The following is a 14,622-nucleotide window of genomic DNA, read 5'->3' on the forward strand; positions in this document are numbered from 1 at the left end:
ATATAAACTTATAAAAACAAAAAAGATTTATAGGAATGTACCTTCCTATAAACCTTTTAAAATCTATCTTTTTCCCTTATCAAAAGGTTCTCCAACAGCTTTTGGCGCTCTTGAACTTTTTGAAAAAATAACTAATGCAATTAATGTCATTATATATGGAAATGTTTTTAATACAACCGGTGGTATTGATGCAAGTTCTGGTATAACTTGAGAAACATTTGCCACAGTACTTGCAAAACCAAAGAAAAGTGTTGCTCCTAATATGCCAAGTGGCTTCCACTGTCCAAATATTAAAGCTGCAAGAGCTAAAAATCCAAGTCCACCAACATTTCCTGTAAACTCACCAGCATAAGTAACTATTATTATAGCTCCCCCTAATGCTGAAAATGCACCTGATACCATAACTCCTATATATCTCATCTTATAAACATTTATACCTGCAGCATCAGCAGCTTGTGGATGCTCTCCACATGCTCTAAGTCTCATTCCAAATGGAGTTTTATAAAGTATAAATGTTGCCAATACTAAAATAATCAATACAAGCCAAGTTGATGCATAAGTTTTTGTAAATATCATTCCAATAACTGGAATATCACTTAAAAATGGAATGTCATTTGGTATAAACCCTTGTCTTATTCTTATATTTCCACTTCCTGTTATGTTTCTAGCTAAAAATATTGTAAGTGCTCCTGCAATCATATTTATAGCTGTACCACTTATTATTTGTTCTGCATTTAAATGAATACTTGCAAAAGCATGTAAAAGTGAAAATATAACACCAGCTATAACTGCTGCTATAATACCTATCCAAAGTGGCAAATCTCCATTTAATTTGTCTTGAAGTGTAACTATAGTAAATGCACTAACAAATGCTCCCATTATCATAAGTCCATCAAGCCCTATATTAGTAACACCACTTCTTTCACTATAAAGGGCTCCAAGTGCTGTTATCAAAAGTGGTATAGTAAATGCAATTGCATAAGGAAATACTTGTTCTAACATATCTAGCATACTATTTCACCTCTCCTTCTTTTGCACTATCACTTAAAATTTTTCCTTTATCTTTTCTTTTCATCCTAAATCTATTTATAAATCTTTCAATTACTATACTAGTTGCCGCAAAATATATTATTGTTGCCATTATAGTATCAGCAATTTCTGGTGGAATTTCTGTCATGGCACTCATAAATCCACTACCTGTATATAAAATTCCAAAGAATAACGCTGCAAAAAGTACCCCTATAGGTGTATTAGCTCCAAGAAGTGATACTGCAATTCCATCAAATCCTTGTGTTGGAAGAACACCAACCTGAACAATATTTGAATTTCCTGCATATTCAACTACTCCCGCAAGCCCTGAAAGACCTCCTGCTATCATCATTGAAAGAATTATATTTTTATTAACCGGAATACCTGCATATTCTGCGCCAAATCTATTAAATCCTACAGCTTTAAGTTCATATCCTAATGTTGTTTTATTTAAAGTAAACCAAATAATAAATATAGATATAATTGCTAAAATTATACCTAAGTTTATATATGAACCATCAAACATATTTGAAAGCCAATTTAATTTAAGTGTAGCATTTTCTGAAAGTGGTCTTGATTCTGTTTCATATTGGCCCTTCATTAAGCTTGGAACCATATAATAAACAAACCAATATACTGTCCAGTTCATCATTATAGTTGAAACAACTTCATGAACATTAAACTTTGACTTCAATACCCCTGGGATAAATGCAACTGCCATTCCTCCAACTATACCTGCTAGTATCATTAAAGGTAAAAGTATAATTCTTGGAGCATCTACTGTAAGTCCTACAAACGTAGCACAAAAACCTCCAAATAACATTTGTCCAGCAGCACCTATATTAAAAAGTCCTGTTCTAAAAGCAAATGCAACTGAAAGACCTGTAAGTATTAATGGAGTCGCTGTTGCTATAGTATTACCTATTCTTTCTACACTCTTAAGTCCACCTTGGAAAAGATATGAAAACCCCTCTATAGGATTATGATTAAGAGCTAGCATTAAAAGCGAACCTGTTATAAGTCCTAATATAATTGCTAATACAGATATTATGCCTCTATTAGTTTTCATTTTGCTTTCCTCCTTTAATTCCAGCCATCATTAATCCAACTTCATTTTCATTAGTTTCATCAGAATTTACTATTCCTACAAGTTCTCCACTATTTACAACAGCTATTCTATCTGAAACATTAAGCACTTCATCAAGCTCTAATGATATAAGGAGTACTGCTTTTCCTTTATCTCTTTGTTCTACTAATCTTCTATGAATATATTCAATTGATCCAACATCAAGTCCCCTAGTTGGTTGAACTGCTATTAAAAGATCTGGATTAAGTTCAACTTCACGTCCTATAATAGCCTTCTGTTGGTTACCGCCTGATAAGGTCCTAGATTTTGATATAGGTCCTTCTCCTGACCTTACATCAAATTCACCAATTATTTTTTCTGCATATTTTCTAATTGCAGCTTTATTAAGTATCCCTCTCTTTGAAAATGGTTTTTTATTATACACTTCAATAATCATATTTTCTTCTAATGTATAATCAAGTATTAAACCTCTCTTATGTCTATCCTCTGGAATATGCGCTATTCCTTTATCTATTCTCTTTCTTGTTTTTTCATTTGTTATATCTTTATTTTTATATATAACTTTACCGCTTTCTACTTTTCTAAGTCCTGTTATAGCTTCCACTAACTCATTCTGTCCGTTACCTTCAACGCCAGCAACACCAACTATTTCTCCACTTCTAATTGATAGTGAAAAATCTTTAAGGCCAAATACTTTTTTATTATTTTTTACTGATATATTATCTATTTTTAATACCTCTTCTTTAGGCTCGCTTTTTTTCTTATTAACTTTGAATGAAACTTCTCTACCAACCATCATTTTAGCCATTTCTGCTTCTGATGTACTTTTAGTATCTACTGTTCCTATATATTTTCCCCTTCTTATTACTGTACATTTATCTGATACAGCTTTTATTTCTTTTAATTTATGTGTTATTAAAATTATAGATTTTCCTTCTTTTATAAGATTTTTAATTATCTTCATTAACTCATCTATTTCTTGTGGCGTTAAAACCGCAGTTGGTTCGTCAAATATTAATATATCAGCATTCTTATAAAGCATTTTTAATATTTCAACTCTTTGTTGCATACCAACGGATATATCCTCAATTTTTGCATATGGATCAACATTTAATCCATAACTTTTTGAAAGTTCTTCTATTCTTTTTGCTGCTGTTTTTATATCTACTACTAATCCTTTTTTAGGTTCACAACCTAAAATAATATTTTCTGTTACTGTAAAGTTCTCAACCAGCTTAAAATGTTGATGAACCATTCCTATTCCCAAATCATTAGCCTTATTTGGATTTGTTATTTTTTCTTCTTTTCCATTTATCTTAATAGTTCCTCTATCTGGCTGATACATCCCAAAAAGCATTCCCATAAGCGTTGATTTACCAGCTCCATTCTCCCCTAATAGAGCATGAACTTCCCCTTTTTTTAATTTCAATGTCACATTATCATTTGCAACAATTCCAGGAAATTCTTTTCGAATATTAAGCATTTCTACTGCATACTCCATTTATATCCTCCCCACAAATTTATATAGTTTAAAAAAGGGGCAGTTTCCCGCCCCATTTATTAAGCCATAAATTATTACTCTATTAAACTACCTTGTTCTGCTGAAACTTTTATTTCTCCAGATTTTATTTTTCCCTTTGCATCATTTGAAGCTTTAACTGCTTCTTCACTTAAGTTTGGATTTTTTTCTGGTAATCCTACACCATCATTTTTAGCATCATATGTTAAAATTTCTCCACCTGGGAATTTTCCATCTAATTCTGATTTAATCATATCAAAAGTTGATTTTTTAATATTTTTTGTAGCTGAAGTTAAAATAACTGATTTTTCTTTTCCATCTTTATCTTTATATAAACCTTCTGCATATTGATCAACATCAACACCTATAATCCAAGCTTCTTCTCCTTTTTGAGCTCTAGCTTTAGCTTCTGTTATAGCTCCTACTCCAGTACCACCTGCTGCTGTAAATATTACATTAACACCATTATCATACATTTTTGCTGCAATTTGTTGTCCAGCTGATGAAGTATTAAATGTTCCTTCATAAATTACATTACTTTTATCTATTTTAATTTTTGTTCCTAAATTTTCGTTAGCGTATTTAACCCCTTGTTGAAAACCCCAATTAAATTTTTGAACTGCTGGTATTTTCATTCCACCTATAAATCCAAAGTTTGCTTCTTTCATTTGAACTGCTGATGCAACTCCAGCTAAGAAACCAGACTCTTGCTCAGCAAAGTATATAGCAACTGTATTTTTTGCCATAACTCCATCACCTTTTTCATTACGTGGTTCTCCATCTAGTATTACAAATTTAGCATCCTCATATTTGTTTTGTGCTTCAAAAATAGCTGATTCAAATTTGAATCCTGGAGTAACTATAAATTTATTTCCAGCTTCATAATGATTGCTTATTTCCTTTAAGTAATCAGCTGGCTTTTCCCCACCTGGTTGTAAATACTTTTTAGAAACACCAAGCTCTTCTTCAGCTTGTACAATACCTTCCCAAGTTCCTTGGTTAAATGACTTATCATCAATTGTACCTGAATCTGTAACCATACCTACTTTTAACTCTGCTTTTTTATCAGATGTTTCACCTGATTTTCCTGAGTCCCCACTATTTCCACATGCTACTAATCCCGTCGCCATAACTAATGAAAGCGCAAGTGCTAAAAATTTTCTTTTCATTAATTCCCCTCCTAAAACTTACATATTTTTTCAAATATATTTCACACCACAATTATATACTAGTTTATATGCTAATCTCAATACATTTATGAATTTTTATTTAAAAAAATTTTATAAATTGTTTAAAAATACGTTTTCATGTAGAACTATGATTTTAAATATTTTAATTTAATTCGTTATTATACGAAAAAGGACTTTGTTTTAGTCCTTTTTAATCAAATTTATTTTTTCTCTTATTATTAGATTGTAGGATTCTAATGAAGTAAATAATATATTTAATCTATTAAAACCATATTCTAAATCTTTAATATAATTTTTTTCATCTTCTTTTTTACATTCTTCATTTTCTATTTTATCTTTTAAATATTTAATTATTATCTCAATCTTACCTAATGTAACTTTGCTTTCTTCTAAATCATTCTCATACTTAATTGCAAGTTTATATATTATATCTAACTCATTAATAATTTCCGTACATTTCTCTAATGTTTTAATATTATTTATATCTTTATAATTATCTAAACTAATAACTTGATTATTAAAACTTACTTCTTTATCCTTTGTTTCTTCATTATTTTCACCATCTTCTTTATCAAAAATGCAATCTAAAACTTTTACAGTACTGTCAATTTGTTCTTTTGGTGTTTTCTTATTAAAAAAATATGATATAGAAGATACTATAATCCCTATTCCCCAACTTATTATTTGCAAAAAACTTTTTTGACTTTCAGAACTATTTAATATTAAGTCATTACTTTGTTTTAAAGCTTCATCTACTCCAGCTATTGAATTAGTTGAATTTTTTAATATATCAAGTTGAAGATTATTAAGTTCTAAAAAAGCATTTTCTTGTTCATTTGATATTTTAAAGTTATTTTCATTTAGACTTAATTCATAAGATAATTTTTTATATTTTTCTACAGAATTTTTCAATTCATTTTTTGAATTCTCATCTATTTTTCCAGTATCATATAAAGTATCTAATTTATTATTTACATTTTCTAATTCTTCCTCAAACTTATTTTTGTAATCACTTTTCCCTGTAGCTATCCATAACTTTTCTGCATGAGCCATTCTTACAACTTCATCCTTTAATTCATTTAATACCTTTATATCATTTTTTATATTATTATTTTCATTTATTTTATCATTTATGGAGCCATAGAAAAAATAAATAAATCCATTAAATACTAAAACTAATATTATAGTTATGAATGTTATTAATCCCTGCTTTTTTTTAATCATACCCCTCTACTCCTATTAAATTTATATTATTATATGAACTATATTCTACTTATGTTAATAAAATTTCATAATATAATTTTTTCTCTTGTAAATACTATTTTTATATCAATATGGAGGTAATTATTATGATTAAATCTTTATTTGCAAAAATAAATTTAAATACAAAATCCATGTTTAAGTATGGTTCTATTGCAAACTTAACCTTATTCTCTATCTCAATTATTCTTGGCACAAATAATATTATGTTAATATTTCCAATAACTTTAACTGCAATTGCCTTATCATTTGAAAATTTAAATATAAAACCTATTGTTAAACTTTTAAAGCTAATCTTTTTCTTAAGTTTAATAGTAACCATATCAACAATAGCTTCTATTTTTCCAAACATAGGTATAATAATAAATTTCACTTCAATATTTTTTATTGCATATTTTTTAACTGTTAGATATAACCCCAAAATATATAAACCATTTATGATGTTATATGTTTTTACTCAAGCCTCTTCAATTAATTCATTCTATGAATATTTAATAAGAATTCTAACTATTTTTTTAGGTATATTTATAGTTATTTCATTTTCATTAATTACTTCACTTATATTCAAAAAAAATATTATAAAAGATTTAATTTATCAACCTTTTACACTTTTAAGCGAACAATTAAATAATTTAAGTAAAAATAAGTTTGACTATAATATTTATTCAAACTTCAATAAGGAAATGAGAGATTTAAGCTACAATATTTACAAAACAAGATACAAAAAATTTTTAACAACTAATATTGGAAAGCTTTCTTTTGATATATATTTGATACTTGGAAAATTTAATATATTACTAAAAAATTATTATAATAAAAATATTAATTTAGAAGATAGGCTTTTTTTTAAAGAATTAAAACTATTATTAAACTGTTTTTTAGAATCTATAGATAACAACCAATCTTTTAATGATTGTATTATAAATACAAATAAATTTATATTAAAATATTCTTATAAAAATTATTATTCTGAATTATTTGCTTTATTAATTTCATTGACCAAAACTTTAAAATGCCTTTTTGAGTTAAATATAAAAGAAAAAAATTATCTTTATAAAGAATTACAAAGATCTGAACTAGATAAATTTAAATCTTACTTAAAATCTAATTTCAAATTTGGATCAATACGCTTTAACTTTGCTATTAGAATATCAATTTGCTTAACCTTCACTTTATATCTTGGAAATATTTACTCTATTTATAAGTTTATATGGGTATCTATTACTATAATGTCAGTAATGCAACCTTATTATGAAGAAACAATATCTAAAGGTAAAGAAAGACTTATTGGAAATTTTTTAGGAATGTCATTTATAATAATTTTTTTAACTATTTTTAATAATAATATTGTCACTTTGATTACTTTAATAATTTCACTATATTTAACATATGGTTTTAAAGAATACTACAAATTATCTACCTTTACTGCTATTGCATCTATATGTGTTTCATCATTAAATACAAATATTAATATAATAGCAACAAATAGAATTATCTTTATTTTATCTGGTATTTTAATCGTTCTATTTGCAAATAAATTTTTATTCCCTTACAAACTCGAAGATGGTATAAAACAACTATTGGCTAAGCTTTTAAATTATAATTATCTTTTATCAAAATCCTTTATAGATAAAAATATAAATATAACTATAGACATAGTATTGCTTTCATCACTAACTTTAAATAAATTATTTATTAGAAATATTGAATTTAAAAACAAAGAAATAAATACCTTAATAGATTATACAAATGAAGTTATAATTTTAAATAGTTATGATTTTTTATTTTCAAAATAAAATTACCACACTATTTTTACTCTGACATCTCTATCTCCATAAAAAAGGAGCATTTTTAAAAATGCTCCTTTAAAATCTATTCTTCTATTTTATTACCTTTTTTATTTAAGTTTCTAATCCACTTTTCTGCAATGTTTTCTTCATGTTTTTTAAAGCGTTCATACTTTTTAACTTCTTTTAATGAATGTTTTAACTTTTTATCTAATTCTTTTTCATCTAAGTCATAATCTCTATAAGCTGAATAAATTTCTCTTAAAGCCTTCATTGCAGCTTTTTTATCTTTTTCACCCTTTAAATTATCTAAAAGCTTCTTTAATTCTTTCTTTTTGCTAGATAACTCCTTATCTGTTCCATCTTCTGCAATAGCTAATAACATTTCTAATTTATCTTTAGTATGTTTAATAGTTACATCCTCAAATGTATCTTCTATACCAAATTCTTTTAAAAATCTTTGAAAGTCTTTTAAGTTTTCTTCTCCTGATAATACTTTTTCAATTTCGACATCTGTAAATTCTACCATGATACCGACCTCCCTTATCTATACTAAGATAAGTACTAAAGATTTACTTAATTTAACTTTAAATCCTTAGTGTTTACCTCAATTTACTATATATTTTACTCTTATTAAAATATAAAAATGTGATTTGAATCACATTTTTATTTAATGTTACTTAAATTATGTAACATTAAATGGTAAAATATAAACAAATATCTCTTTATTTAAATATTTGTGTATTTTAAAAATAAATTTATATAAATATTAAAATTAGCCCTCATTACTTTTAAAGCTAAAAGAGCTAATTTTATATGAAATTACCTTCCATTTCTTCTATTAGAATTCCTATTATTCATATTAGTGTTATTTGAAGAATTATTCATGTTGTTCATAAACATTTCCATCATATTTCTAATATCATCTTCACTTATATTATTAAAATTCATATTAGGCATATTATTCATATTTGTCATGTTATTTCTTCCTGAATTCCCTCTATTATTCATATTATTTCTCATATTTGGATTATTCATATTCCTCATATTTCCCATATTATTCATATTAGGCATATTATTCATATTACCCATGCCATTCATTAACATGCTCATTAATGGATTTTGACCTTGCATATTCATTCCATTTCTCATTTGTTGCATTCCATTTCCGAATTGATTCATCATAGGATTCATTCCCATAGGTCCGCCACCCATTGGATTACCTCCCATTCCACCAAATAGCATATTCAAAAAAGGATTACCACCAAAACCACCCATAGGGCCCATTGGTCCTCCCATGCCACCCATTGGATTTCCCATTCCAAACAACATATTTAATAATGGATTCATATAAAATTCGCCTTTCTAATATTAGTTCTCATTACATTATATTTTTTATATATAAAAGTGATACAAAAAAGCTTATACCAAATGGTATAAGCTTTTAATTAAATAATTTAAATTATGCTAATTCTAATGCTATTTTCATCATTTCTGTGAATGAAGTTTGTCTTTCCTCTGCTGTTGTTACTTCTCCAGTAAATGGACAATCTGATATAGTTAATATACATAATGCATTAACTCCAGCTCTTGCTGCATTCATATAAAGACCAGCTGATTCCATTTCTACTGCTAGAACGCCCATCTTTTGCCATCTTCTTAATCCTTCTAATCCTTCATCACCATAGAAAACATCACTTGATAATATATTTCCTACTTTAACATCAATATTTAAGTTTCTTGCAGTATTTACTGCTTTTTCAACTAATTCATAACTTGCAGTTGGTGCAAATGTTCCTGGTAAGTTATATTGACTTGCATAATTTGAATCAGTACATGATCCCATTCCAACTACTATATCACGAGTTTTTAAATCTTCATTTATAGCTCCAGCTGAACCTATTCTTATAAGATTTTTAACTCCATAAAAATGTATTAATTCATAGCTATAAATTCCTATTGAAGGAATTCCCATTCCAGTTCCTTGAACTGATATTCTTTTACCTTTATATGTTCCTGTATATCCAAGCATTCCTCTTACTGTATTATATTGAACAGGGTTTTCTAAGAAAGTTTCTGCTATATATTTAGCTCTTAGTGGATCCCCTGGTAAAAGCACTGTTTCTGCTATATCTCCTAATCTTGCTCCATTATGTGGTGTTGGTACTTTTTGTGTCATAATCCATTCCTCCTTTTGCTTACAGAAAGATTATAACACATAATAGCATTTTTTGAAAACCTTTTCCTTATTTTTTTCATATTTTTTTATTTGATAAAAAGTATTTAAAAAAATATTAATACACTTTTAATTTTCTTCGAGAACTAAATCAACATTCTCTTCTATAATTTCAGTAGAATTTTTTGTATCACTTTCTAAATCTACCTCTTCTAATTTAACTATCTTTGTCTTATATTTAACTTTATATGTAATCCATAAAATTAAAAATAATGGTATTCCTATATATGATGATATTAATCCCATCCATTCTATTCCATTAGGTTTTATATAAGCAAATCCTTGACCAAAAACAACAACTGCACAAAGAATTAAAGCTATTATAGGCCCAATTGGAAACATACTTGCTTTATAAGGTAATTTATTTATATCTTTTCCTTGTTTCACATATGCTCTTCTAAATCTATAATGACATAATGCTATCCCAAGCCATGCTATAAATCCAGCAAGACCTGATGCTGCTACAAGCCAAACATAAACTGTACTTTCTGCATAAAATCCTGTTAAGAAACATGCTGATGCTACTATAGTAGTTAAAATAATAGCATTAACCGGAACACCTCTTTTATTAAGTTTTGAAAATATCTTTGGTGCCATTTTATCTTTAGCCATTGAATATAGCATTCTACTTGATGCATACATTCCTGAATTACCAGCTGATAAAACAGATGTTAATATTACTGCATTCATTAAAGATGCAGCCCCTGCTATTCCAACTTTTTCAAAAACCATAGTAAATGGACTTGTACTTACACCAGCTTGTGCTGCTGGAATTATTAATCCTATAACAAGTATAGTTCCAATATAAAATATTAGTATTCTCCAAAATATTGTATGCACTGCTTTCGGTATTGTTTTTTCTGGATTTTCTGATTCTCCAGCAGCAATACCTATAAGTTCAGTTCCTTGAAATGAAAATCCAGCTATTAAAAATATTGAAAATATTGATTTGAATCCTCCTACAAAAGGACCACCATTTGCAAATATATTTTTAAATCCAGCACTATCACCTTTCATTATTCCAAATATCATAAGCACACCAATTACTATAAATACAATTACAGTAACAACTTTTATACTAGCAAACCAAAACTCTGATTCACCATAGGCCTTTGCTGATAATAAATTTAATCCAACAATCAATACTAAGAAAATTATACTCCAAACTACTCCGGGAACATTTGGAAACCAATATTTCATTACAAGAGATCCAGCAACCATTTCTGTTGCTATAGTTATTGCCCAGTTATACCAATAATTCCAACCTAAAGCAAATCCTAATGCTGGATCTACAAATCTTGTAGCATATACTCCAAAAGAACCTGAAACAGGCATATATGTAGCCATTTCTCCTAAACTAGTTATTAGAAAATATACCATTATTCCAATCACACCATAAGCTACTACAGATCCACCAATACCTGCTACATGGATACTGTCACCCATTGCAAGAAATATACCTGTTCCTATAGAACCGCCTAATGCTATCATATTAAGATGCCTTGCTTTTAATCCTCTCTTTAGCTCATTATTTTCTGTCTCACTCATGTCAATTTCCTCCTTAGTTTAGTATAAAAATAAAAACCCTGAGGAAAACTTCACTCAGGGTAAATAAGTTCATTGTAATATTAATTATACTAAACTAATTATGCCTTTGAATGATAGCCCTCCACAAAATATTTTTGTGACAGTCTTATACATATTTTGCATAAAACCAGCATATAATCTTAAAGCATAAATTATACACTTCGGCAAATTTTCCTTTCATATTAAGTCATAGTGCTTACCTCATTAATATTACTATTAAAATTTGCTCCTCTACCTCAAAATTTAATTTTATACGTTTAATTATGGATTATTATGCATCATATTTTTTATCATTTCAATAAGTATCTCTATTTGTTATTATTTTATTTACATTATTAAACCTTTGTTAAGCAACTTAATAAATTCTTTAACTATATATGGATCAAACATTTTTCCAGACTCATTTTTTAATTTTCCCAAAATATCACTTTCTAATCCTTTATTAATGTATTCCTTTCTCAAATTTTCATAATAGTTTATTAAATGTACTATTCTAGATTCTATTGGAATCTCTTCCTCTTTTAATCCTAAAGGATAACCATTTCCATCCCATCTTTCATGATGAGTAAGTATTCCAACTGATATATGAGCTATTTTATTATCTAACATCGCAATTCTATATCCTTTTTCAGAATGTGTATTTAAAAGCTCTATTTCTTCTTTTCTATTTTCTTTTTTTAATATAATCTCATCTGGTATTCCAACCATACCAATGTTTTGAAATTCCATAACTAGCATTGTATCTCTTATTTTTTCGTCTGATAAATTTAATTGCCTTGCTAGTTCTCTAGTAATCATAATTTTTCTTTTATTTTCTTCAATATCTATGTATTTCTTACAATCTAAATTTTCTTTTATTGATTTTAATATTTCTCCTTTAATAGTTAAATTAGAAAACAATTTTTTCTTATATACTTTATCCTCAGCTTCTTTAATTAAATCATCTAATGATTGATTATTCTTTTGTAAGCTAGCTACGCCTAAAGATATGCTAAGAGGAACTGGTCTATTTTTCTTTTCTTTACATCTTAAATTTATTTCATCTGCTATATGTAAAGCATCTTTACCTGAGGTATTAGGAAGTATAATAATGATTTCATCTCCTCCCCATCTTATTGCAATACCTTTATTTAAAATAACATCATTAATAATATTTGCTATACTAATTAAAAATTTATCTCCTTCAAAGTGACCTAATAAATCATTTACTATCTTAAGTCCATTAAGATCTCCCATAATTATACTTAACTCATTAAAACTATTTTCAACCTTTATCTTATCAAAAAAAGTTCTATTATAAAGTCCTGTTAATTGATCCTTATAACTTAAAATAGTTAACTTGTCTTCTAAAAGCTTTCTATGTGTTATATCTCTTGATATCCCAACAACTCCCATAACCTCTCCATTTTCATCCCATATAGGAGCTTTTATATCTTCCAAAATAGTTACTCTATTATTTTTATTAAATTTAGTTTCTGTTATATCAATTTTTCCACTTTCCATAACTTCTCTATCTTTTTTATAAAACGCTTCAATCTCTTCTTTACTATAAAGTAACCCCTCTTCTCCTTTACCAATTATATCTTCTACCTTTTTACCAATAATTTTTTCAAAAACTTTATTGCAGCCTAAAAATTTACTATTTTTATCTTTAAAAAAAATACTATCAGGAATTGCATTTATTATTGAATTCAACATATTTTTTTGCCTTAAAACTTCTCTTTCCCAAACTACTCTTCTTGTAATATCAATTGCAACTCCTAATGTTGATTTTACTCCATCTCTTTTTATTTCTCTCCTATAGACTTCAACAATTTTATCTTCAACTATATATTCAATTACATTTCTCTTATCAATACAATATTTTTGTATATTTAAGTTTTCCATACTTTTTTCTTTAAGAAATTCTTTCATTATTTTTTCTTCTTTATTTATAATATTAGTTTTTTCTATTTTAAATAATTTACAAAATTCAGTATTAACCATATCAATTATGCCATATTCATTAGTTTTCCAAACTGCAAAGGGCATACTTTCTATAAACAACTCAGTAGAATCCACGAAATTTCCTCCATTTATCTTTCTATAAATTTATTAAAAATATTATTTATTTAATTATAATACAAATTTGCATTAAATATTTTACTTTTTTAACATATTTTTCATGAATAAATTTATAAAAATAACTCCCTAAAACGGGAGTTATTATTAATTTCTTGTAGCTATTAAAAACTTTGTTTTTATTCCTTCTTTTGTAAACATTTCTTCATGTTCAGTCACTACATTTCCTTTAAATCCACTATTATGTAAATCATAAGTTATATACTTTATTTCAAATCCACTTTCATTAAAGTACTCTAAAGATTCCTCAAATAATTCATCATCATCTGTTTTAAACCAAATCTCTCCATCCTCTGAAAGGAATTTTTTATAATTATCCAACTGTCTAGTATGAGTAAGTCTTCTTTTCTTATGTCTTTCTTTTGGCCAAGGATTACAGAAATTTATATATATTCTATTAACTTCATCATTTTCTCCAAGCATATCATTTATTAATGCTATTTCTTGTGCCATAAGCTTGACATTATCTATTTCTCTATCTTTTTCTTTAAAAGCTTCTTCTATATTTCTTTTAGCAAGTACTAAAACTTCATCTTTTATATCTATAGCTAAATAATTTATATTAGGATTTTCTGATGCATGAACAGCCATAAATGTCCCTTTTCCACATCCTAATTCTAAATATAAAGGTTGCTCCTTTTTAAATGATTTATTCCATTTTCCTTTAAATTCTTTTGTATCTACTATAAAAAAATCGCATGCTTCAAGCTCAGGTCTTGCCCAAGGTTTTCTTCTCATTCTCATATATGTTCACTCCATCTTTATAAAGTTTCATTCCTATTATACATAGTTTAAATGCTATTAAC

Annotated in this window: 12 protein-coding genes and 1 riboswitch; of the genes, 1 reads left to right on the forward strand and 11 read right to left on the reverse strand. The window is 27.1% G+C overall.

All coding sequences use genetic code 11. The annotated features are described in order from the left end of the window. Positions 1 to 63: 63 nt before the first annotated feature. The 5 genes from O212_RS0100495 to O212_RS0100515 form a co-directional block, all read right to left on the reverse strand. A complete protein-coding gene (locus O212_RS0100495; protein WP_024613217.1) occupies positions 64 to 1,011 on the reverse strand; it encodes an ABC transporter permease in 948 nt (315 codons plus the stop codon). Between the two features lies 1 nt (position 1,012). Further along, positions 1,013 to 2,098 (reverse strand): ABC transporter permease, encoded by a 1,086-nt coding sequence (locus tag O212_RS0100500; RefSeq protein WP_024613218.1) that lies wholly within the window; start codon positions 2,096 to 2,098, stop codon positions 1,013 to 1,015. Beyond that, a complete protein-coding gene (locus tag O212_RS0100505) occupies positions 2,088 to 3,617 on the reverse strand; it encodes an ABC transporter ATP-binding protein (RefSeq protein ID WP_024613219.1) in 1,530 nt (509 codons plus the stop codon). Before O212_RS0100505 ends, O212_RS0100500 begins: the two co-directional genes overlap by 11 nt. Before the next feature lie 74 nt (positions 3,618 to 3,691). Beyond that, positions 3,692 to 4,804 (reverse strand): BMP family ABC transporter substrate-binding protein, encoded by a 1,113-nt coding sequence (locus tag O212_RS0100510; RefSeq protein ID WP_024613220.1) that lies wholly within the window; start codon positions 4,802 to 4,804, stop codon positions 3,692 to 3,694. A 201-nt stretch (positions 4,805 to 5,005) separates the two neighbouring features. Continuing rightward, a complete protein-coding gene (locus tag O212_RS0100515; RefSeq protein WP_024613221.1) occupies positions 5,006 to 6,049 on the reverse strand; it encodes a hypothetical protein in 1,044 nt (347 codons plus the stop codon). Positions 6,050 to 6,174: 125 nt separating this feature from the next. Here O212_RS0100515 and O212_RS0100520 point away from each other — a divergent pair, with 125 nt between their 5' ends. Then, a complete protein-coding gene (locus O212_RS0100520; protein WP_024613222.1) occupies positions 6,175 to 7,881 on the forward strand; it encodes an FUSC family protein in 1,707 nt (568 codons plus the stop codon). 76 nt (positions 7,882 to 7,957) lie between these two features. Here the strand turns inward: O212_RS0100520 and O212_RS0100525 are convergent, their stop codons facing one another. From O212_RS0100525 to trmB, 6 genes are all read right to left on the reverse strand, one after another. Beyond that, entirely contained in the window at positions 7,958 to 8,401 is a 444-nt protein-coding gene (locus O212_RS0100525; protein WP_029699063.1) for a hypothetical protein, read from the reverse strand. A 293-nt stretch (positions 8,402 to 8,694) separates the two neighbouring features. Continuing rightward, positions 8,695 to 9,222, reverse strand: a complete 528-nt coding sequence (locus O212_RS0100530) for a hypothetical protein (protein ID WP_024613223.1) — start codon at positions 9,220 to 9,222, stop codon at positions 8,695 to 8,697. A gap of 112 nt (positions 9,223 to 9,334) precedes the next feature. Next, complete coding sequence (deoD, locus tag O212_RS0100535) at positions 9,335 to 10,051, reverse strand: purine-nucleoside phosphorylase (RefSeq protein WP_024613224.1); 717 nt, start codon at positions 10,049 to 10,051, stop codon at positions 9,335 to 9,337. A gap of 126 nt (positions 10,052 to 10,177) precedes the next feature. Then, on the reverse strand, positions 10,178 to 11,656 hold the full coding sequence (locus O212_RS0100540; RefSeq protein WP_024613225.1) for an amino acid permease: 1,479 nt from the start codon (positions 11,654 to 11,656) through the stop codon (positions 10,178 to 10,180). A gap of 106 nt (positions 11,657 to 11,762) precedes the next feature. Then, positions 11,763 to 11,937, reverse strand: a riboswitch (Lysine riboswitch). An 85-nt stretch (positions 11,938 to 12,022) separates the two neighbouring features. Further along, positions 12,023 to 13,756 carry a diguanylate cyclase gene (locus tag O212_RS0100545; RefSeq protein WP_024613226.1) on the reverse strand — a complete coding sequence of 578 codons (1,734 nt, stop codon included), beginning with the start codon at positions 13,754 to 13,756 and terminating at the stop codon, positions 12,023 to 12,025. Positions 13,757 to 13,903: 147 nt separating this feature from the next. Then, positions 13,904 to 14,560, reverse strand: a complete 657-nt coding sequence (trmB, locus tag O212_RS0100550) for a tRNA (guanosine(46)-N7)-methyltransferase TrmB (protein ID WP_024613227.1) — start codon at positions 14,558 to 14,560, stop codon at positions 13,904 to 13,906. Positions 14,561 to 14,622: the final 62 nt, after the last annotated feature.

Source organism: Clostridium sp. Ade.TY (assembly GCF_000498355.1).
Taxonomy (GTDB): Bacteria; Bacillota; Clostridia; order Clostridiales; family Clostridiaceae; genus Clostridium.

Bases quoted from the DNA above. Each gene is read 5' to 3' on its own strand.
- O212_RS0100500 (WP_024613218.1), bottom strand. From the start codon at position 2,098: ATGAAAACTAATAGAGGCATAATATCTGTATTAGCAATTATATTAGGA.
- O212_RS0100505 (WP_024613219.1), bottom strand. From the start codon at position 3,617: ATGGAGTATGCAGTAGAAATGCTTAATATTCGAAAAGAATTTCCTGGA.
- O212_RS0100530 (WP_024613223.1), bottom strand. From the start codon at position 9,222: ATGAATCCATTATTAAATATGTTGTTTGGAATGGGAAATCCAATGGGT.
- deoD (WP_024613224.1), bottom strand. From the start codon at position 10,051: ATGACACAAAAAGTACCAACACCACATAATGGAGCAAGATTAGGAGAT.
- trmB (WP_024613227.1), bottom strand. From the start codon at position 14,560: ATGAGAATGAGAAGAAAACCTTGGGCAAGACCTGAGCTTGAAGCATGC.
- O212_RS0100510 (WP_024613220.1), bottom strand. From the start codon at position 4,804: ATGAAAAGAAAATTTTTAGCACTTGCGCTTTCATTAGTTATGGCGACG.
- O212_RS0100515 (WP_024613221.1), bottom strand. From the start codon at position 6,049: ATGATTAAAAAAAAGCAGGGATTAATAACATTCATAACTATAATATTA.
- O212_RS0100495 (WP_024613217.1), bottom strand. From the start codon at position 1,011: ATGCTAGATATGTTAGAACAAGTATTTCCTTATGCAATTGCATTTACT.
- O212_RS0100525 (WP_029699063.1), bottom strand. From the start codon at position 8,401: ATGGTAGAATTTACAGATGTCGAAATTGAAAAAGTATTATCAGGAGAA.
- O212_RS0100520 (WP_024613222.1), top strand. From the start codon at position 6,175: ATGATTAAATCTTTATTTGCAAAAATAAATTTAAATACAAAATCCATG.
- O212_RS0100540 (WP_024613225.1), bottom strand. From the start codon at position 11,656: ATGAGTGAGACAGAAAATAATGAGCTAAAGAGAGGATTAAAAGCAAGG.